Origin of the sequence: Micromonospora sp. C31 (assembly GCF_018070575.1) — a bacterium.
Taxonomy (GTDB): domain Bacteria; phylum Actinomycetota; class Actinomycetes; order Mycobacteriales; family Micromonosporaceae; genus Micromonospora.
The window spans coordinates 76,816-97,159 of the sequence record NZ_JAGPXN010000005.1; the positions used below are offsets into that span (position 1 = coordinate 76,816).

At 73.2% G+C, this 20,344-nt stretch carries 17 protein-coding genes; 5 read left to right on the plus strand and 12 right to left on the minus strand.

The features are described 5' to 3' along the window. Positions 1-46: 46 nt before the first annotated feature. The 3 genes from KBX06_RS09190 to KBX06_RS09200 all read right to left on the minus strand — a co-directional run bounded on the left by KBX06_RS09190 (position 47) and on the right by KBX06_RS09200 (position 4,488). The gene (locus KBX06_RS09190; protein ID WP_210834197.1) at positions 47-460 is read right to left on the minus strand and encodes a roadblock/LC7 domain-containing protein; all 414 of its coding nucleotides are present in this window, start codon (positions 458-460) and stop codon (positions 47-49) included. A gap of 5 nt (positions 461-465) precedes the next feature. Further along, positions 466-3,009 (minus strand): nitrate- and nitrite sensing domain-containing protein, encoded by a 2,544-nt coding sequence (locus KBX06_RS09195; RefSeq protein WP_210833836.1) that lies wholly within the window; start codon positions 3,007-3,009, stop codon positions 466-468. A 99-nt stretch (positions 3,010-3,108) separates the two neighbouring features. Next, positions 3,109-4,488, minus strand: coding sequence for an FGGY family carbohydrate kinase (locus KBX06_RS09200; protein WP_210833838.1), 1,380 nt, complete (start codon positions 4,486-4,488; stop codon positions 3,109-3,111). 256 nt (positions 4,489-4,744) lie between these two features. Here KBX06_RS09200 and KBX06_RS09205 point away from each other — a divergent pair, with 256 nt between their 5' ends. Next, positions 4,745-6,673 (plus strand): anthranilate synthase family protein, encoded by a 1,929-nt coding sequence (locus KBX06_RS09205; protein WP_210833846.1) that lies wholly within the window; start codon positions 4,745-4,747, stop codon positions 6,671-6,673. 118 nt (positions 6,674-6,791) lie between these two features. On the opposite strand, the gene wrbA is transcribed toward KBX06_RS09205, so the two are convergent. Further along, positions 6,792-7,409, minus strand: a complete 618-nt coding sequence (gene wrbA / locus KBX06_RS09210) for an NAD(P)H:quinone oxidoreductase (protein WP_210833848.1) — start codon at positions 7,407-7,409, stop codon at positions 6,792-6,794. A gap of 114 nt (positions 7,410-7,523) precedes the next feature. Then, positions 7,524-7,919: a DUF4190 domain-containing protein gene (locus KBX06_RS09215; protein ID WP_210833850.1), complete on the minus strand. Its 396-nt coding sequence runs from the start codon at positions 7,917-7,919 to the stop codon at positions 7,524-7,526. Positions 7,920-8,059: 140 nt separating this feature from the next. On the opposite strand from KBX06_RS09215, the gene KBX06_RS27700 reads away from it, so the two are divergent. Then, a complete protein-coding gene (locus tag KBX06_RS27700; RefSeq protein WP_247685545.1) occupies positions 8,060-9,406 on the plus strand; it encodes a DNA glycosylase AlkZ-like family protein in 1,347 nt (448 codons plus the stop codon). A 74-nt stretch (positions 9,407-9,480) separates the two neighbouring features. On the opposite strand, the gene KBX06_RS09230 is transcribed toward KBX06_RS27700, so the two are convergent. Genes KBX06_RS09230 through KBX06_RS09245 form a run of 4 tightly spaced genes read right to left on the minus strand, consistent with a single transcriptional unit; the run spans position 9,481 to position 13,865 of the window. Then, positions 9,481-10,686: an ABC transporter ATP-binding protein gene (locus tag KBX06_RS09230; protein ID WP_210833852.1), complete on the minus strand. Its 1,206-nt coding sequence runs from the start codon at positions 10,684-10,686 to the stop codon at positions 9,481-9,483. A 9-nt stretch (positions 10,687-10,695) separates the two neighbouring features. Further along, positions 10,696-11,529, minus strand: a complete 834-nt coding sequence (locus KBX06_RS09235) for a carbohydrate ABC transporter permease (protein ID WP_210833854.1) — start codon at positions 11,527-11,529, stop codon at positions 10,696-10,698. A gap of 1 nt (position 11,530) precedes the next feature. Beyond that, the gene (locus KBX06_RS09240) at positions 11,531-12,529 is read right to left on the minus strand and encodes a carbohydrate ABC transporter permease (RefSeq protein ID WP_247685546.1); all 999 of its coding nucleotides are present in this window, start codon (positions 12,527-12,529) and stop codon (positions 11,531-11,533) included. Positions 12,530-12,575: 46 nt separating this feature from the next. Continuing rightward, on the minus strand, positions 12,576-13,865 hold the full coding sequence (locus KBX06_RS09245; protein ID WP_210833856.1) for an ABC transporter substrate-binding protein: 1,290 nt from the start codon (positions 13,863-13,865) through the stop codon (positions 12,576-12,578). Positions 13,866-14,098: 233 nt separating this feature from the next. On the opposite strand from KBX06_RS09245, the gene KBX06_RS09250 reads away from it, so the two are divergent. The 3 genes from KBX06_RS09250 to KBX06_RS09260 all read left to right on the plus strand — a co-directional run bounded on the left by KBX06_RS09250 (position 14,099) and on the right by KBX06_RS09260 (position 15,645). After that, positions 14,099-14,677 carry a DsbA family protein gene (locus KBX06_RS09250; RefSeq protein ID WP_210833858.1) on the plus strand — a complete coding sequence of 193 codons (579 nt, stop codon included), beginning with the start codon at positions 14,099-14,101 and terminating at the stop codon, positions 14,675-14,677. Positions 14,678-14,890: 213 nt separating this feature from the next. Continuing rightward, positions 14,891-15,322: a hypothetical protein gene (locus tag KBX06_RS09255; RefSeq protein WP_210833859.1), complete on the plus strand. Its 432-nt coding sequence runs from the start codon at positions 14,891-14,893 to the stop codon at positions 15,320-15,322. A 47-nt stretch (positions 15,323-15,369) separates the two neighbouring features. Next, positions 15,370-15,645, plus strand: a complete 276-nt coding sequence (locus KBX06_RS09260) for a hypothetical protein (protein ID WP_210833861.1) — start codon at positions 15,370-15,372, stop codon at positions 15,643-15,645. Positions 15,646-16,146: 501 nt separating this feature from the next. Here KBX06_RS09260 and KBX06_RS09265 read toward each other — a convergent pair. The 3 genes from KBX06_RS09265 to KBX06_RS09275 form a co-directional block, all read right to left on the minus strand. Further along, positions 16,147-16,854, minus strand: coding sequence for an HAD family hydrolase (locus KBX06_RS09265; RefSeq protein WP_247685548.1), 708 nt, complete (start codon positions 16,852-16,854; stop codon positions 16,147-16,149). Between the two features lie 54 nt (positions 16,855-16,908). Next, complete coding sequence (locus KBX06_RS09270; protein ID WP_210833863.1) at positions 16,909-17,559, minus strand: TetR/AcrR family transcriptional regulator; 651 nt, start codon at positions 17,557-17,559, stop codon at positions 16,909-16,911. Between the two features lie 72 nt (positions 17,560-17,631). Beyond that, positions 17,632-20,340, minus strand: a complete 2,709-nt coding sequence (locus KBX06_RS09275; RefSeq protein ID WP_210833865.1) for a glucosidase — start codon at positions 20,338-20,340, stop codon at positions 17,632-17,634. Positions 20,341-20,344: the final 4 nt, after the last annotated feature.

The window sequence follows — 20,344 nt, forward strand, 5'->3', positions numbered from 1 at the left end:
ACCGGTCGACGGCGCCGGGGTGGGCACCGGAACGGACGCCGCCCCGTCAGCGGGGCAGGGCCTGCTGGAGTTCCGCCCGCAACGCCGGGGTGAGCATCTCCCCCGCCTGCTTGGCCAGCCGCGCCATCTCGTAGCCGACCACACCGATGTCGGCCTCCGCACCGGCCAGCGTGGCCAGGATGGAGCCGTCGCGGACCTGCATGACCAGGAAGTAGCCGCGCCCCATCTCGACGACCGTCTGCTTGACGACGTCGCCGTCGAACATCTGCGCCGCGCCCGCCGTGATGCTCATCAGGCCCGAGGTCACCGCCGCGAGCTTGTCGGCGTTGTCGCGAGGCAGGTGGTCGGAGATCGCGACCAGCAGGCCGTCGGAGGAGACCACGATGGCGTGCACCACCCCCGGCACCCGATCCGCGAACCCGCTGACCAGCCAGCTGAGGTCGCGGGCCTCCCGGCTCAACGTCGTCATCGCTGTCCCCCTTCGGTGCGTACGCCGCCCGGCGGCATGGAAATCTCCGTGGTGTCTTCTGCCTCGGCCCGCCGTACCCCGCTGTAGAGCCGGGACAACATCCCCCCGACCGCCTCCGGGTCCGGGTCGTGGCGCACCGCCGGCTGCTGCGGTCCCGCCGGCCGGGTGACGGCCGAGAGCTGCGCCATCGGCACCCGGACGGGCAGCCCGCGCTCGTTGGTCCCGCCGGTGACCGGAACGGCCGGCGGCGTGGGTGAGGCCTGCGGTGCCGGAGCCGGCGACGGCCCCTGCCGGGACCACCAGCCGCCGTCGGTGGACGCGGGCCGCCGGGCCTGCGGGGCGAGGACGTCCTCGGCCCGCACCGGGACCGACCGGGCCGCCCGGCGCCCGTCGGCCGGCGGCTCGCCCGCCACCCGCGCGCCGCCCCACACCGGCGGTCGTCCGGCCACCGGCAGCTCGCCGTTCGTCGGTACGCCGCCCCACGCCGCATCGGCGGCCGTGGCGGTCAGCATCCGCCTGGGGCCGGGTGGCTCCCGCTCGGGGGCCGGCGCCAGCAGGCCGCCGGGCAGCCGCACCCGGGCCACGAGGCCGCCCTCGCCGCCGGCCAGGCGCACCTCGACGCCCAGCCGGGCGGCCAGGTGGCTGACCACGAACAGGCCCATCCGCTCGACCGTCGCCACGTCGGCGGCCGGCGGGGTGGCGAGGACGGCGTTCGCCTCGGCCAGGGCGGCCGGGCCCATGCCGAGCCCCTGGTCGGCGATCTCGATGACAGCGCCGGCGCCCTCGGCCCGGGCGGTGACCGCCACGACCGTGTCCGGACGGGAGAAGGAGGTGGCGTTCTCCAGCAGTTCGGCGAGGACGTGGACCAGCTCGCCGACGGCGTGGCCGACGACGTACAGGTCGGCCACCGCCCCGTGCCGGACCCGCTGGTAGTGCTCGATCTCGGCGCTGGCGGCGAGCAGCATCGCCCCGAGCCCCACCGGCTGGTTCCACCGGCGGGTCGACTCGGTCCCGGCGAGCACCAGCAGGCTGTCGTCGTTGCGCCGCATCCGGGCGGCCAGGTGGTCGAGCTTGAAGAGGTTCTCGAGCTGGTCCGGGTCGCTCTCCTCGCGCTCCAGGTCGTCGAGCAGCTCCAACTGACGCTCCACGAGCACCTGGCTGCGCCGGGCGAGGTTCACGAACATCGCGTTGACGTTGCGCCGGGTGGTCGCCTGTTCGACGGCGACGTTGACCGCGCTGCGGTGCACCGCGACGAACGCCTCCGCCAGCTCGCCGATCTCGTCGAGCGAACGGACCACCGCCGGCGGAACCTCGATCGCGGGTACGCCCCCGGTCACGGTGCCCAGCCGGTCGAGGGCCTCCGGCAGCTCCATCTGGGCGATCCGCAGTGCCTGGCCGCGCAGCAGCCGCATCGACCGGGCGATGGACCGGCCGACGAGCACGGAGATGAGCAGCGCCACCAGCAGCACCGAGAGGATGCTGCCGACGACCAGCAGCGTGGTCCGCAGCTGCGTGGCGCTCACCTCGTCGGCCTGCCGTACGGCGTCGTCGAGCACCGACGCCTCGAACTGGCGCAACAGCTCCTGGCGCTGTTCGCTGGCCGCCCACCACTGTGGAGCCGGCAGCACGGCGGGTGCGACGGCGCCGGTCGGCAGGCTCTGCTCCTCCAGCCGGGTGGCCGCCAGGAACGCCTGGTCCACCGAGGTCTCGTCGTAGCGGCGGACCTGCTCGGCGGTGGCGACGACCCGGAACGCGCCCAGCGCCGTCAGCTGCTGGGCGCGCAGATCGGTCAGGACCACCCGGTCCTGCACGCCGTACCGGCCGGCGCGGGCACCCTCGTAGAGCTGCGCGCGGACCCGCGACGAGAGTTCCTTGACCCGGGCGAGCTGCACGTAGCGCAGCACCGCGTCGCTGAGCGCCGGCCGGTCCTCGCCCGGCGAGGGCTCGGCGAGGAGGCCGAGCAGCGCGTCGACGGCCCGGTGGTAGTTGCTCAGGATGGTGTCGCTGCCCAACACCGCCGGGGGGATCGCGGCCCGGATGTAGACGACCTGGTCGTATGCCTCCAGCACCTCCGAGTAGGCGACCCGCCAGGAGGCGTCGGCGTCGGCCAGCGGTTCGGCCGCCCGACGCAGGTCACGCAGCGCCTGGTCGGAGGCGCGCTGCAACGGCTTCAACACGACGATCGCCGCGTCCCGGTCGGCGCCCGCGCCGCCGCGGCGCAGCTCACCCAGCTCACCGGCGGCCCGGTCGCGTTCCTGCTGGAGCTGGTGCACCAGCGTGACGACCTCCCGGCCGATGCCCACCTGCTGGGCGAAGTCGCCCAGCGCGGTCGTCCGCCCGACCAGGGTGTGCGTCTGCACGCCGGCCAGCACCAGGAACGCGACGGACGGAAGCACCAGCACGGTGACGAGCTTGGTGCGCATCCGCCAGTCGCGCAGCCGGAACGGGGAGCGGCGGCGGTGCGGCACGACCCGGACGTCGAAGCGACGCCGGCGGTGCTGCGACACCGCGCCGCCGGACGGTTCCGGACCTGCCCCCACCCCTGTCTCCTCCCTGTCCCGCGTCCGCCGGGAGCCGGGGAGCGGAGTCCATCCAACCAGGCCCGCGAGCCGTGTCAACGGGGCGGGCTGAGGTGCGACTCAGGCGGGTGAGGTGGTGTCGTCCGTCCGGACGATGGCGGCGAGCCGGGAGGCGTCACCGATGCGGCCCAACGCCACCAGTGCCGCGCCGCTCGCGCCGACCTCCGGGTTGCGGCCGTACCACACCGGCCGGGGCGCGAGCGCCGCGGCGAACGCCGTACGCCACCAGCGGGAGGCTGCCATCGCTCCCCCGCCGAGCACCACCTCGACCGGCTCGTCGACGGTGGACTCCAGCAGGAGAAGGTCGTCGGCCACCAGGTCGCACAGGCCGCGCATCAACCCCGCCAGGATCTCCACCGCCGTGGTGCCGAAGCTCAGGCCCCCCAGCGCACCCGAACCCGCCGGGGCCATCCCGGGCGGCCGATCCCCGCCGAAGCGGACGTTGACCGGCAGGCCCCGCTCGTGCGGCACCCGGGCCAGCGCGACCTCCAGCTCGGTGCCCTCGGGCAGCCGCAGCGCCCGGTTGGCCCAGGCGAAGAGGTTGCCGCCGGAGGAGTACGCGGCGCCGGTGACCACGTGGTCGTGGTCGAGCCGGTAGCGCCAGAGCTGTTCGGGTAGCGGCGGCATGGCCTGCCCCGCCGGGACGCGCTGCACCAGCCGCACCGCCGCCGACGTGCCGACCGTCACCGCCACCCGGTCCGGCTCGACGCAGCCCGAGCCGACGTTCGACGCCGCGCCGTCGCCCACCGGGCCGGCCCAGGGCACGTCGGTGAGCTGCGGCCAGCGCCGCGCGTACGCCGGCAGCAGCCGACCGCGCCACCCGGTCGGCGCCAGCTCGGGCAGCTCGCCGGCGCGGCTGCCGGCCAGCACGCACGCCTCGGCGTCCCAGTCCAGCCTCCGCAGGTCCAGCAGGCCCGTGCCGGAGGCCTGGGAGATCGACATGGGCACCGGGCCGAGCAGCTCGCCCAGCACGTACTCGGCCAGGCCGGCGAACCGGGCGACCCCGCCGCCGGTCTGCTCCCGCAGCCAGGGCAGCCGGACCGACCAGTAGCAGCGGTGCCACCACGTGCCGGTACGCCGGTGGAAGTCGACCGGGTCGGCGGGGCCGGGTACCCCGGCGGGCACGTCGGGCCGGGTGTCGAGCCAGGTCAGCACGGGCCCGAGGGGCGCGCCGTCGGCGCCGATCGGGACCACCGAGTGCCACTGCGCGGACGTCGCCACCAGCGACACGTCGCGCAGGTGCCCACCGGCGGCCAGCTCGTCCAGGCACTCCGCGAGGCAGGCCAGGTAGCCGGGGCCGTCCAGCGTGCCGGTGCCGTCGTCGTGCGCGACCAGGCGCACCCTGCGCCGGGCCAACGCGCTGGGCAGCGGGCGGGCGTCCATGTCCAGCACGAGTCCACGTACCGAGGAGGTGCCCAGGTCGAGCGCGAGAATGTTCATCGCGGGTCAAGTTACCCGGTGCGCCGCGCCCCGGCGTCCCAGCGGGTGGGCCGTACGCCCGATCCGGCTTCCGGTGCCCGCGCCGGGGCCCTAGGGTGAGGGCATGCCCGCGCACCTGTCCCGCTGGTGGCCCGCCGACCCGGCGGCCATCTCCCGCGCGTAGCTTCCCACGCGGCCGCCCGACGAGGCGGCCGCCGGTCTCTGCCCGGCCCTCCCGGTCGCCCCGCCGGGCGCCGCCCGGCCCGAGGAGACCCCCTTGACCGACCTGACCGAGCTGCTCGCCACCGCCACCGCCGGCGGCGACCCCGGCCCCTTCGCGCTCGTGCGACGCGAGGGCGCCGCGCACCTGGAGCTGTTCACCGGCACGGTACGCACGGCCGACCGGCTCGCCGACCTTCCGCTGCCCGAGGGGACCCCCGGCCCCCGCACCCTGGCGCTGGTGCCCTTCCGGCAGGTCACCGAGCGGGGCTTCGACTGCGTCGACGACGGCGTCCCGCTGGAGTTCCTGGACGTCGCCCGGCACGTGCGGGTCGGCCTGGCCGAGGCGCTCGCCGCGCTGCCCGTCGGGCCGGTGCGCACCGCCGACGCGGGGTTCGACGTCACCGACGACGAGTACGCCGCCACCGTCGGCCGGGTGCTCGCCGAGGAGATCGGGCGCGGTGAGGGCGCCAACTTCGTCATCCACCGCTGCCTGCGCGCCACCGTGCAGGGCCCGCCGCTGGTCGCCGCGTTGGCCGCGCTGCGCCGGCTGCTGCGCGGCGAACGGGGGGCGTACTGGACGTTCCTGGTGCACACCGGCACCCGCATCCTCGTCGGGGCCAGCCCGGAACGGCACGTCAGCCTCGACGACGGCCTGGTCATGATGAACCCGATCAGCGGCACCTTCCGGCACACCGGCGCGGACGCCGACCGGGCCGCGCTGCTGCGCTTCCTCGCCGACCCCAAGGAGGTCGAGGAGCTGTACATGGTGCTCGACGAGGAGCTGAAGATGATGGCCACCGTCGCCGAGCACGGCGGCCAGGTCGTCGGGCCCCACCTCAAGGAGATGTCCCACCTGGCCCACACGGAGTACCTGCTCGCCGGCCGGGGCACGAAGGACGTGCGGGAGGTGCTGCGGGAGACGATGTTCGCGCCCACCGTCACCGGCAGCCCGATGGAGAACGCCTGTCGGGTCATCGCCCGGCACGAGCGCACCGGGCGGCGTTACTACGCGGGGGTGCTGGCGCTGCTCGGGCGCGACGACGCCGGCCGGCAGACCCTGGACGCGCCGATCCTGATCCGTACCGCTGAGATCTCCCCCGCCGGCGAGCTGCGCGTGCCGGTCGGGGCGACCCTGGTGCGGCACTCGACGGCCGAGGGCGAGGTGGCCGAGACGCACGCCAAGGCGGCCGGCGTGCTGGCCGCGCTGGGCCTCGGCCCGCAGGCGCCCGGCACCGGCCCGGAGCCCGCCGTACGCCTCGCCGGCGACCCGGAGGTGCGGGCCGCGCTGGCCGCGCGCAACCGGCCGCTGGCCCGGTTCTGGCTGGACCAGCGGTCGCCGGGTGTCGCCGGCCCACCCGGGCTGGCCGGCCGGCGGGCCCTGATCGTCGACGGCGAGGACACCTTCACCGGGATGCTGGCCCACCAGTTGGGCGCGCTCGGTCTGGCCGTGACGCTGCGGCCGTGGCACGCCGCCGGGCCGGTCGAATCCCACGACCTGGTGGTGGTCGGCCCGGGTCCGGGCGACCCGGGCAGCACCACCGAGCCGAAGATGCGGACGATGCGCGGGCTGCTCGCCGGGTTGCTCGCCGAGGGCCGGCCGACCCTGGCCGTCTGCCTGGGACACCAGCTGCTCGCCGGCCTGCTCGGGCTGACGCCGCACCGCCGGGACGCGCCCTACCAGGGGCTCCAGCGGGAGGTGGACGTCTTCGGCACGCGCCGCCGGGTCGGCTTCTACTCCACCTTCACGGCGCGCGCCGAAGCCGACCGGCTCAGCACCCCGTACGGCCCGGTGGAGCTGGCCCGCGACGCGGCGGACGGCGCGGTGCACGCGCTGCGCGGGCGGGGGTTCGCGGGGGTGCAGTTCCATCCGGAGTCGGTGCTCAGCCCCGACGGCATGGCCGTCCTCGCCGACCTGCTGGGCGGGCTGCTGCCGCCGGGGAACCCGTCGACGGCGACCGTCGGGAGGGCGCCGGGGCGTGCATAGTCGACCCGAACGGGGGTAGGGGTGCTGCGACCGGCGGGGTGTCCCCGCACCTGGCCGCCCAGGCGGGCCTGGCGCACCGGCGCGCGGCCGGCCGGGACGCCGGTGCCACCGTGGCGGCTCAGCCGGCCAGGCCCGCCTTCAGCGCCGCACCGATCTGCACGGCCCGCCGGGCGGTCAGCGCGCAGGCGCCGAGCGCGATGTCGTCCGGTGCCGTCTCGCCGTTGTTGCTGGTGTGTGAGGCGCCGTAGGGGTTGCCGGCGACGAACTGGCTCGGGTCGGTGTAGCCGGGGGTCACCACGACCCCGCCCCAGTGGTAGAAGACGTGGAACATCGACAGCAGGGTGGCCTCCTGTCCGCCGTGCGAGGTGGCCGCCGAGCAGAACGCGGAATAGACCTTGTTCGCCAGGGCGCCCTGCGACCACAGCGGACCGGTGGTGTCCATGAACTGCTTGAGCTGGGCGGCCATCACGCCGTACCGGGTCGGGGTACCGAAGATCACCACGTCGGCCCAGGACAGGTCGTCGAGCTGCGCCTCGGGGACGTCCTGGGTCTCCGTGTGGTGCGCGTGCCAGCCCGAGTTGGAGCGGATCGCCTCGTCCGGCGCCAGCTCGCGTACCTTGCGCAACCGCACCTCGGCACCCGCCTCACCGGCGGCTTCGCACACCGCCTGCGCCATCTGGTAGGTGATGCCGGTGGCGCTGTAGTAGATCACCGCGACCTTGGTCTGGGCAGCCATCGGGTGTTTCCCTCCTCATGTCGGGTCAGCTCCCGCGACTACCCGATGTTTGCGCCGTCAAACGTCGGGCGGGTCCGATTCGGCGGCGACGCGGCGCGCGAGCCGGCGATGGGATCAGTTCTCGAGGCGGTCGCGCAGGTCGTCGACCTCCCGCTGGATCCGGTCCACGCCGCCCTCGTTGTTGAGGAAGGTGGTGATCCCGGCGGCGAAGGCCAGCCCGAGCAGCACCGCCAGGGCGCTGAGCACCAGGCCGCCGATCGCCACACCCCGGCCGGTCACCCCGGGCCGAGCGGCCATCTTGAGCCCGACGATGCCCAGGATCACGCCGATGATGCCGAGCAGCAGGCCGATCCAGGACAGGATCACGGTCAGCACGCTGATCAGCGCGGCCACCCCGAAGACCAGTGCGAAGGCGGCGGCGGCGCTGGTCTTGGCCGATGTGCCGGTCCCGCCCTCGCCGTGGCGTAGCGGTACGGCGCGGCGCCGGGACGGCTCGCTGGACGCAGTCATGTCGCTCCCTCCACGCGCACCGTTGCGCGTATCTCGGCCGGGCGCTTTCCCACTGTGGTCGCCCTTATGCACGCCCAGTGCCCGTCGGAAGGTCGGTGGGCCGTCCTAGGCTGACGCCGACCTGTCGCGAAGGGAGCCCGATGACCGTGGAACTCGGCGGGCCCGCGGCGCTCGCGCTGCGGATGACCAGCCTGCTGCTCCGCCCGCACCCCACGACGACCGTGCGCACGGTGGCCGACGTGGTGCGGTGGTTCGGGGCCATGCAGGCGCAGGACCTGGCCAGCGGCATGTGGTCGCTCGGGGTGCGGCTGCCCGCGCTCGGCCACGCCGACGTGCACGCCGCCCTGGAACGCCGGGAAGCGCTGCGCACCTGGCCGATGCGGGGCACCGTGCACCTCGTGCCGCCCCGCGACGCCCGGTGGATGCTGGAGCTGACCGGCGTACGCTCGCTGGCCGGCGCCGCCACCCGCCGCGCGCAGCTCGGGCTGACCGGGGCCGACGCGGAGCGCGCGCTCGACGTGCTCGGCGCCGCGCTGGCCGGCGGCGGCCGGCTCACCCGCGCACGGTGCCTGGCCGCGCTGAACGCGGCCGGCATCGACACCGGAGCCCCATCCGTCCCGCCGGCCCCACCCGCCCTGTCCGCCCGGTTCGGCGGGGCGCTGCTCCTATCCGATGGGCTGTCGACGAATCCGGGCCGACCGGACGGGTATCCGCCCCGTGAACCGAGAGGGAGGTGGACGACCATGAGGCTCGACGCGCAGCAGGCCAACTCGCTGTACGGGCAGGACGTCAAGGACCGCTCGGGGTCGAAGATCGGAAGTGTGGGTCAGATCTGGACCGACGCCTCCGGTGAGCCGACCTGGGTCAGTGTGAAGACCGGTCTGATGGGCCACAAGGAGTCGATGGCTCCGCTGGACAAGGCCCGGATCACCGACAGCGGGCTGGCGGTCGACTACGACAAGTCGACCGTGAAGGACGCACCGTCCGTGGACTCCGGCACCGATCAGCCCCTGGACACGGCGGAGATCGAGCAGCTCTACGCGCACTACCAGCTGGCGCCGCAGGCGCCGCCGGCACCGCCGACCGCCGAGCGTGGGCGGGCCCCGGCGGCCGACGGGGACATCATCCGGTCCGAGGAGCGGATGAAGGTCGGCACGGAGAGCCAGCCCGCCGGTACGGCACGGCTGCGCAAGTACGTGGTGACCGAGGACGTGCACACCACCGTGCCGGTCGAGCACGACGAGGTGTACGTGGAGCGGGAGCCCATCGCCGCCCGCGACGCGCGCGGCGTCCGCGCCGACATCGGCGAGGCCGAGCAGGAGATGACCCTGCGGGCCGAGCGGCCGGTGGTCGGCAAGGAGACGGTGCCCGTCGAGCGGGTCCACCTGGGTAAGGACGAGGTCGTCGAGGAGCAGCCCGTCGACGGCCAGATCCGCCGGGAGCGGGTGGACGCGGACATCCCGGAGCGCAACCGGCGACGCCGCTGACCGCTGGCACGGCAACGCTGACCCGGCGACGGGCGGGTGGGTCGGTTCGACCCGCCCGCCCGTCGCGGCGTACCTCAGTCGGCGAGCGCGCCGGCCGCCCGGCCCTCGTGCAGGGTCAGGTTGCGCCCGGTCGACGGGTCGAACAGGTGGATCTTCTCCAGGTTGAACCAGACCCGCCGGGGCTGGCCCTCCTCGACCGGGGACTCCGCCGACAGCCGGGTCACCAGGTTGGCGCCACCACCGCTGAAGTCGGCGCCCGCGTCGGCCGCCAACTCCTCCAACTCGGCGGCGCTGGCCCGCTCCCCCTCCACGCTGAAGTAGACGTACTTGTCGGAGCCCATGGACTCGACGATGTCGACCGGCGCCTCGAACTCCATGCCCCGCCGGCGCGTGTCGTCGTCGACCAGGGCGGCGTCCTCGAAGTGCTCCGGCCGGATGCCGAGGATCAGCTCGCGCGGGGCGTCGGCCCCCGCCAGCTCGTGCCGGATCCGCTCGCCGATCGGCACGTCGCCCAACGCCGTACGCAACGTGCTCTCCTCGACCGCGGCGTGCAGGAAGTTCATCGACGGCGAGCCGATGAAGCCGGCGACGAAGAGGTTGCGCGGGTGGTCGTACAGCTCCTGCGGCGGGCCGACCTGCTGCACCGCACCGCCCCGCATGATCACCACGCGGTCGCCGAGGGTCATCGCCTCGGTCTGGTCGTGGGTGACGTAGACGGTGGTGGTGCCCAGCTTCTTCTGCAGGCGCGACACGACGGTGCGCATCTGCACCCGCAGCTTGGCGTCCAGGTTGGACAGCGGCTCGTCCATCAGGAACGCCTTGGGCTGCCGGACGATCGCGCGGCCCATCGCGACCCGCTGGCGCTGGCCGCCGGAGAGGTTGGCCGGCTTGCGGTCCAGCAGCGCGGTCAGCTCCAGGACCTTCGCCGCCTCCTCCACCTTCCGGGTGATCGTCTCCTTGTCCAGCTTGGCCAGCCGCAGCGGGAACGCCATGTTCTCCCGGACGGTCATGTTCGGGTAGAGGGCGTAGGACTGGAACACCATCGCGATGTCCCGGTCCCGGGGGGCCTTGTCGTTGACCCGCTGACCGGCGACGCGCAGCTCGCCGGAGCTGATGTCCTCCAGGCCCGCGATCATGTTGAGGGTGGTGGACTTCCCGCAGCCGGACGGGCCGACCAGGATGACGAACTCGCCGTCGGCGATCTCCAGGTCGACGTCGGCCACCGCGGCGGTCCCGTCCGGGAACTTCTTGCTCACCTTGTCGAGCACGATGTCAGCCATGAGTACCACCTATCCCTTGACTGCGCCGGAGGTCAGGCCGGAGACGATTCGGCGCTGGAAGAAGAGCACGAACAGGATGATCGGAACGGTGATCACCACGGCGGCGGCGCAGATCGCCCCGGTGGGGTCCTCGAACTGCGACTCGCCGGTGAAGAACGACAGCGCCACCGGCACCGTACGCGCCCGCTCGGTGGAGGTCAGCGTGATGGCGAAGAGGAAGTCGTTCCAGCAGAAGATGAAGACCAGGATCGCCGTGGTGAACAGTCCCGGCGCGGCCAGCGGGGCGATGACCCGCCGGAACGCCTGGGCCTGGGTAGCGCCGTCCATCTTCGCCGCCTTCTCCAGGTCCCACGGGATCTGCTTGAAGAACGCCGACAGGGTGTAGATCGCCAGCGGCAGCGCGAAGGTGATGTACGGCAGGATCAGGCCCGGCCAGGTGTCGAAGAGGCCGAGCTGCCGCTCGATCTCGAACAGCGGCGACACCAGCGAAACCTGCGGGAACATCGCGATCAGCAGGGATACCCCGACCAGCAGCCGCTTGCCGGGGAAGTCCAGCCGGGAGATCGCGTACGCGGCCATGGCGCCGAGCACCACGGCGATCACGGTGGCGATCAACGCGATCCCGATCGAGTTGACCAGGGCGCGGACGAACTGGTCGGTGGAGAAGATCGACCGGTAGTTGTCCAGCGTCCACTCCTGCGGGATGAACCTGCCGTCGGTCAGCGTCGCCGGGGTCTTGAACGACAGCGACATGATCCAGAGCACCGGCACCAGCGCGAAGACGACCACGATGGCGTCGAGCAGGCCCCAGCGCAACTTGGCCCGGGTGGTGGTGTCAGCCATCTCAACGCCTCTCCCCGTCGTCGCTGCCGGGGGCAGCGGTACCGAACAGCTTCACGAAGACGAAGGCGATGATCGCCACGGTGAGGAAGATCAGCACCGACATCGTCGACCCGATGCCGAGGTTCAGGCCCCGGATCAGGTTGTTGTAGGCGAGCATCGACACCGACGAGGTCTCGTTGCCGCCAGCGGTCAGCACGAAGATGTTGTCGAACACGCGGAACGCGTCCAGGGTGCGGAACAGCAGCGCGACCAGGATCGCCGGCTTCATCACCGGCAGCATCACCCTGGTGAACCGCTGCCAGGAGGTGGCACCGTCGGTGGAGGCGGCCTTGAGCAGGTCCTCCGGCACCAGGGCCAGGCCGGCCATGAGCAGCAGCGCCATGAAGGGCGTGGTCTTCCAGATCTCGGCGAGCATGATGATCGCCAGCGAGCTGGCCCGCTCCGTCAGCGGCGCGCCGTCGCTCAACAGGTTGGCCAGGTAGCCGGTGCCGGGCGTCCACGCGTACCGCCAGGAGAAGGCCGCGACGACCGTGACGATGCCGTACGGGATCAGCGCGGAGGTGCGCACCAGGCCCCGGCCGACCAGCGTGCGGTGCATGATCAGTGCCAGGCCCATGCCGAGCACCAGCTCGACGGCGACGGTGACCACCGTGATCAGCGCGGTGACCCCGAACGCCGTCCACCAGAACTCGTTGGTCAGCACGGTGACGTAGTTCTCCAGCCCGACGAACTCGCGCTCGGCGGGGAAGCGCAGGTCGTAGCGCTGCAACGACAGCCAGACCGAGTAGATGATCGGGTACGCCGTCACCAGCAGCATGACCAGCGCGGCGGGCGCGCAGAGCAGCCAGCCCAGCCGGCGCTCGGCCTTCTTGTTCTCGCTCAGCGGGGCCTTGCGGCCCCGGCCGGCGCGCTGGGCCGGCACCCTGGCGTCCGAGCCGGGCCGGGCGGCCGTCTCGTCGGCGGCCACGTCGGCGCCCGCGGGGGTGGCGTTGACGCTCATGCCGGCACCTGCCGGCCGTCGGCGTCGAGGTGCCGGGTGCGCTCGCTCACGGCAGGACCCCCTTCGATTCGAGGGCGTCGGCGATGGCGTCGCGCAGCTCGTCGGCGGTCTGCTGGGGCCGGATCGCCGAGGGCGGCGACAGGATCGCCGACATGACGGTGGAGATGCTCTGGTACGCGGGGGTCAGCGGTCGGACCGCCGGCTCCTTGAGTTCTTCGAGGATGGTGTCCCGCATCGGGTACGCCTCGGCCATCTCCGGGTCGTCGTAGACCTTCTCGATGGTCGGCGGCACACCGTCGTTGACGGCGGAGAACTTCTGGTTCTTCTCGTTACGGATGCAGCGGGCCGCCTCGAAGGACTCCTCGGGGTGCTTCGAGTAGGCGCTGACCGCCATGTTGATCCCGCCGATGGTGACCTTGCTCGGGGTGTTCTCGTCGACGCCCGGCACGCGCGCCCAGCCGACCTGCTTCGCCAGCTCCGGGTTGGCCTCCTGCATGGCCGGGTAGACGAACGGCCAGTTGACCTGGAAGGCGCCGTCGCCGGACTGGAACTCCAGTCGGACCGGGTCCTCGGTGGCGTTGCTGAACGACGGCGACGTCACGCCCGAGGCGGCGAAGCGCTGGAGCTGCTCCAGCGCCCGTACGGTGCCGGCGTCCATGACCGCCCGCTTGCCGTCGTCGCTGAGGATCCTGCCGCCGGCGCTCTCGGCGAGGGTGTTGTAGAGGACGACGAGGCCCTCGTACTGGGCGCCCATGGTGAGCACCCGGTACGGCTTGCCCTGCTGCTTCAGCTCCTGAGCGGAGGAGATCATCTGGTCCCACGTCTTCGGCGGCTGCGGCACGAGGTCCTTGCGGTACCAGAGCAGCTGGACGTTGGTGTTCTTCGGTGCGCCGTAGAGTTTGTCCTCGTAGCGGGCCGTCTCCAGCGGGCCGGCGAGGGTGCCCCGCTCGACCTCGGCCCGGTCCTGCCCGGTCCACTCCCTGATCCAGTCGGCGCTGGCGAACTCCTGGGTCCAGGTGACGTCGAGGCCGAGGACGTCCATCCCGCTGTCCCGCGCGGCCAGCCGGCGGACCATCTGCACCCGTTGGTCGTCGGCCTGCCGGGGCAGCACCCGGTAGACGATCCGGTAGCGTCCCTGGGCCTGCGCGTTGCAGTCGTCGACGACCTTCTGCAGGTTCTGCTCCGGCGGGTAGTACAGGTTGATCGTGGGCGGACCGCCGTCCTCGCCGGATCCGCAGGCGGCCGCCATCGGCGCCACCAGCGTCAACGCCGCGGCGGCTGCCGCCGCGCGCACGCGTGGCCGCCGTCGGCGTCGGGCCTCGTCAGGGTCGCTCATCACCCCTCCCCTCGTGTCGGCCGAAGGCCGGGGCAAGGCTGCGGGCCCCGGCGTACGGCGGGCCGTGCGGGCCGTCTGATCAGCGGTTCCGCCCGCCCGGACGTTTCGTGGCCTGAACACTGCCCGACCTGCGAAGTTGCGAAACCTGGCGCTGCTGGGACGGCGCCGAAAGCGTCGCCTGTGACGCGGATCACCGCCGTGCGGGCCGGGCCGACCGCCCTTAGGCTCGGCCGATGGACGCCACCTTCTTCCTGGATCCCGCCTGCCCCTGGACCTGGCGCACCTCCCGCTGGCTGGTCGCCGTCGCCGACGCCCGGGGCCTGCACATCGAGTGGCGGGCGTTCAGCCTCGCCATCCTGAACGCCGGGCGGGTGCCGCCGGAGCACGCCGACGCGATGACCGCCTCCAGCCGGGCGCTGCGGCTGGTGGAGGCGCTGCGCGCCGAGAGCCGCCACGACGACGTCGCGCGCTTCTACGCCGAGACCGGCGCCCGCAGCCACGACGCGGGCAACCCGCTGTCGGCGAGGATCGTGGACGCGGCCGTCGAGGCGGCGGGCCTGGGGGCCGCCGCGCCGGCCCTCGACGACGAACGCTGGGACGAGGCGGTACGCGCATCGCACGCCCTGGCGTACGCCTCGGCCGGCCCGGACATCGGCGCGCCGGTGCTCATGGTGCCGGGCGCCGAGCGAGGCATCCACGGCCCGATCCTCACCGAGGTCCCCGGCACCGACGACGCCCTGACCATCTGGGACTCGCTGCTGCCCCTGATCCGGATGCCCGCCTTCCACGAGGTCAAGCGCGCCCGCCACTGACCGCCACCGCGCGGGCGTCCCACCGGGTGAGCGGAGAGCTACCCAGGGGCGGGCCGGTCCGCTAGCGTTTTCCTGGCTTCGCAGCCAGCGCGTTCGCCGCCGACGTCGACACGCCTCCGACCGCCCGCCCCGCCCCGATCGGCTGGTTCTCGCGGGAACCTCCCTCCACCGCCGGGCCGGTTGGGCAGGATCGTCCCCAACGAGGAGGTCGTCGTGCAGGACACCCGCGCTCTCGCCCTGACGTTCGAGGTGAGCGGCCTGCCACCGGTGAAGACCGAGGCGCTGTCCATCTTCGCCGCCGGCCACCGGCAGGCGACGAGGGTCCGCGCCCTGCTCCAGGCGGCCTGCGCCGCGGCCCAGCGCACCGGCTGGACCCCGCTGGCCGGGCCGGTCGAGGTGGACCTCGTGCTGGGCTGCCCGCCGGGGCACCGCACCTCCGACGCCAGCAGCCTGCTCGGCGGGGTGTGCGCGGTGCTCCAGGACAAGAAACGGGTGGCCAGCATCGGCCTGGCGCACCTCGGCGTGCTGGTGGACGTCGCCCTCTACGACGACGACCGGCAGATCCGCCGGCTGTCGTACGCGGAGCAGCCGGCCGAGGACTTCTCGTACCAGGTCCGGGTGGCCGCCGTACCGAACGTGGTTTGACCGACGGACGCGGTGGGGTACCGCGGACGCCGACGAAGGGAGCGCCGATGTCGGAGCCACATGTCACGCTGGACCCTCGCGGGTTGGATCCCGTGCAGCAGAAGCTGCGGGGCCCGCTGGAGGACCAGCTGACCTCGGCGCTGCAGGCCGCGACGGAACGGGTCAGCGCCAGCTACGCCGGCGAGCCGGTGGAGCAGGTCTGCCAGCGGCTGCTCGACGAGACGCGCTCCGGGCTGCATCCCGACATCGCCGCCGGCTTCAACCCCGACATGGACGAGTTCTGCCGGGTGGCGGTGGCGATCGTGCGTGGCGAGGCATCCTGAGACGGGTCGTTCGGGGCCCGGTATTCCGTTCGGGATCGCCAACTTCAAGCTCGTTCCCGCCGCGCTCTGGCCCCTCGGACGTGAGGTCGTCGACGCCGCGTGACGAGTCCGGCCACCGGGTGGGTGTCAGGACCGGGGCCGCAACTCCCCGGTCCTGCCCCCAGCCGTCCGGCGTGGTGGCGGACGCGCCGGATGAGCGCGTGGGCGTGGCACGTCGCCCACGCCGGGCTCAACACGGCGAGCCAGCCGCCTGCACTCAGCTCCATGGTGCCCACCTACCGGACTTCGGCGCGCTCCCGATTCACCCCGAGGAGCCGTGAGCGCCGGATCAGGCTAGGCGTCCGTCGGCGGGCCCTACAAGGACGAGCCGGGCCGTCCGGCGGTGATTTCGGTCGAGGGGAAAAAGCGGCATGACGACGTAACACAGCCCTACCGACCAGCGCTGTTTCCCGTCGAAGGCCACCACTGCGTTCCGCGCTCCGGCCGGAGCCCCGTAGCGGCTCAGAAGTGGTGCAGCAGTTCCGGGAAGGCGGACAGCCGCAGCACGCCCGGGTCGGTCGGGTCCAGCTCGTCGTGCTCCAGGACCCAGGTGTTGTCGTTGGGGATGAACACGGCGTTGAGCCCGGCGGCGCGCGCGGGCCGGATGTCGGACTTCGGGGAATTGCCGATCATCCAGGTGACGGCGGGGTCGACGCCGTGCTCCCGGGTCAGCCACCGGTAGGTGTCGACGTCCTTCTTCGGCACGATGTGCGCGGCCCGGAAGTGGTGCAGCAGGCCGGAGGCGTCGAGCTTGCGCTGCTGCTCCTCGCGTTCGCCCTTGGTCAGCAGCAGCAGGTCGTGCCGGACGGCCAGGGCGTCCAGCGCCTCGGCCACGCCGGGCATCAGCTCCACCCGGTGCGCGACCAGGGCCGCGGCCAGGTCCTCGATCTCGCGCCGCTCCGCCTCGGTGGCGGGCCGCTGCCGCAGCCGCTCCAGGCACTCCCCGAGGCTGCGCAGGAACACCTTGCTGCCGTAGCCGTGTGCGACCGCGTTGGCCCGCTCGATGTCGTCGAGGATGGCCCGCGTCCCGGCCCGGTCGAGGGTCGGATGGTCCAGCCACTCGAGGAAGTCGTCGATCACCCGCTCGAACAGGACGTTGTTCTCCCAGAGCGTGTCGTCGGCGTCGAAGACGAGCACCTGCCCGTCGCGGCGGCGCATCGCGTTGCCCATGCCTCTCCTCCCCGGTACCGGCCGGGGCCACGGTACTGCCGGCCCGCCGGCCGGTCAGCCGGATTTCGGCGGGGTCGGCCCGGCCGCGTCGGACGCCGGGGTCCACGGGCCGGCGAACAGCCCCGACATGATCATGTCCTCGCGCTGCTCCTGCCTGTCGGGGCGCAGCCGCCCACCCCGGGTGAGCATGACCGTGCCGTGCAGCAACGCCCAGGCGAGCTCGGCGAGCGTGTCGGGATCGCGGCCGGCGGCCAGGGGGGCCAGGGCGGCGCGCAGCTCGGCGAAGGCCGCTCCGGGCGCGCCCGGTCCCGGGTCGCGGCCCAGGGTGAGGTCCGAGGTGTGGGCGAGCATCGCGTCGTAGACCTCGGGACTGGCGTACGCGAAGTCCAGGTAGGCCGCCACCACCGCCGGCCAGTCGCCGCGCCCCGCTGCGGCGGCCGGGGCTGCGGCGGCCGGGACTGCGGCGGCCCGGGCGGCGGCGAGCGCGGCGGCCAGGTCGGCGAAGCCGCGCACCGCCACGGCGGACATCAGCGCGGCCGGGTCCGGGAACCGGCGGTAGAGGGCCTCGATGTCGACGCCGGTCCGCTCGGCCAGCCGGCGGTGGGTCACCGTCACCCACCCCTCGGCCTCGGCCAGCTGCCGGGCGGCGAGCACGACACGCTCCCGCTCGGCCGGGCCGGCGTCTGCTCCGTCTGCTGACGACACCCCGCCGATGCTAGTGACGGTCACCGGTCGTGCCGGCCTCGCGACGGATTGGCGACTCTGGCACTGCTCGGATCAGCGGCGCAGGGTGAGGATCAGGTCGGCGACCAGGGCCGTCCAGCCGGTCTGGTGCCAGGCGCCCAGGCCGGCGCCGTTGTCGCCGTGGAAGTACTCCGGGAAGCAGATCAGATCCCGCCAGTCCGGGTGGGTCTGGAAGAGCTGGGCGGCGCCGTAGATCGGCCGACGGCCCCAGTCGTCGCGGGTGAACAGCGAGATCAGTCGCGCGGAGAGATCGTCGGCGATCTCGTCGAGGGTCCGTTTCACCCCGGAGCGGGTCGGATACTCCACCTGGAGGTCGTCGCCGAAGAAGGCCGCGTAGTCGCGCAGCGCGCTGATCAGCAGGAAGTTGGTCGGCATCCAGATCGGGCCGCGCCAGTTGGAGTTGCCCCCGAACAGGCCACTGGTCGACTCGGCCGGTTCGTAGCCGACGCTGAACTCCTGGCCGCCGAGGGTCACCGAGAACGGCTTGTCGAGGTGGGCGCGCGAGAGCGTACGCAGGCCGTAGTCGGAGAGGAACTCGTCGGTGTCGAGCATCCGGGCGAGCAGCCGGACGATCTGTTCCGGGCCCACCATGGACAGCAGTCGGTGCTGCCGGCCGTCGGGCCCCAGGCGCCGGGCGCCGATCACGTCGGCGTACTCGGGGCGGTTGGTCAGGAACCAGCGCAGCCGGGCGTTCAGCTCGGGCAGCCGGTGCAGGGTGCGGGCGGTGAGCCGGGTGGTGGCGGCCAGCGGCAGCAGGCCCACGACCGAGCGGACCTTCAGGGGCACCTTCGTGCCGTCGGCGAGCCGCAGCACGTCGTAGAAGAACGCGTCCTCGGCGTCCCACAGGCCCTGCTCGTACGCGGCGGCGGCGATGTAGGCGAAGTGCTCGAAGAACTTGGTGGCGGTGTCGACCCAGGTGCGGTCGTGCTCGGCCAGCACGACGGCGATGTCGAGCAGGTTCAGCGCGTACATGGCCATCCAGCCGGTGCCGTCGGACTGCTCCAGCACGCCGGCCACCGGCAGCGCCGCCGAACGGTCGAACGGACCGACGTTGTCCAGCCCGAGGAAGCCGCCCTCGAAGACGTTGTTGCCGCCGGTGTCCTTGCGGTTGACCCACCAGGTGAAGTTGAGCAGCAGCTTGTGCATCACCCGGGCCAGGAAGTCGTGGTCGCGGCCCCCGTCGATCTCGAAGACCTTCAGCGCCGCCCACGCGTGCACCGGCGGGTTCACGTCGCCGAACGCCCACTCGTACGCGGGGATCTGGCCGTTGGGGTGCAGGTACCACTCGCGCAGCAGGAGCAGCAGCTGCTCCTTGGCGAAGCCCGGGTCGACCCGGGCGATGCTGACGCAGTGGAAGGCCAGGTCCCAGGCCGCGTACCAGGGGTACTCCCACGGATCCGGCATGGAGATCACGTCGAAGCTCGTCATGTGCCACCAGGCGCTGTTGCGCCCGTGCCGGCGCCCGGACGGCGGCGGCGCGGAGCCGGGATCGCCCTCCAGCCAGCGCTTGACGTCGAAGTGGTAGAACTGCTTGCCCCACATCAGCCCGGCGATCGCCTGCCGGGCCACCAGGGCCTCGTCCGGGGTCGCGGCGGCCGGAATCACCCCGGCGAAGAACCGGTTCGCCTCCGCCCGCCGGGCCCACACCACCGCGTCGAAGCCGTCACCGAGGTCCGCGGGCGGCGGCGGGCTGCCACCGGGCGGCGGGGCGGTGCGGGTCAGCCGCAGCCGGATCCGCCGCTGTTCCCCGGCCGGCACGTCCAGCACGTAGTGCAGCGCGCCCTTGGTGCCCTCCCGGGCCGGGTTGACCGTCGGGGCCCCGTCGACCACGTGGTCGTTGATGCCGTCCTTCGGGTAGCGGGACCGGCCGGGCAGCCCCCAGAGCCGCTCGGCGTTGGTGTCGTTGTCGCAGAGCAGCGGCGTGGGCTCCCCGTCGCCCTCGAGCAGCAACTGACCGAGCACCCGGTGCTCGCCGACGAGCCGCGACCCCTCGCCGACCAGCCGGGGCACCCGGTCACCGCCGGGCAGCCCCCAGGCCCAGGTGTTGCGGAACCACAGCGTCGGCAGCACGTGCAGGGTGGCCGCCCGGTCGCCCCGGTTGGCGACGGTGACGACGACGCACAGGTCCGTCGGCGTCGCCTTGGCGTAGTCGACCGTCACCGCCCAGTACCGGTGGTCGTCGAAGATGCCGGTGTCGACCAGCTCGTACTCGGTGTCGTCCCGGCCGCGCAGCGCGTTCACCGCGACCAGCTCGTCGTACGGGAAGGCGGCCTGCGGGTAGTGGTACCGCCAGCGCATCCACGAGTGGGTGGGGGTGGAGTCCTCGTACCACCAGTACTCCTTGGCGTCCTCGCCGTGGTTGCCGCCGTCGCCGCCGAGGCCGAACATCCGCTCCTTGAGGATCGGGTCCCTGCCGTTCCACAGGGCGAGGGCGAAGCAGAACGTCTGCCGGTCGTCGCAGACGCCCGCCATGCCGTCCTCGCCCCACCGGTAGGCTCTGGACCGCGCGTGGTCGTGCGGGAAGTAGTCCCAGGCCGTACCGTGCTCGCTGTAGTCCTCCCGTACCGTCCCCCACGCCCGCTCGGACAGATAGGGACCCCATGCGCGCCAGTCCTGTGCCCCGGCGTCGGCCTGAGCCAGCCGGAGCCGTTCGGGGTCGGGCGCGTGGTCCTCGGGGGGCGGCACGTCGGTGATCACTCGCACATCTTCGACGTCGCCGGGAGACTTCACCACAGGAGCCATTCTC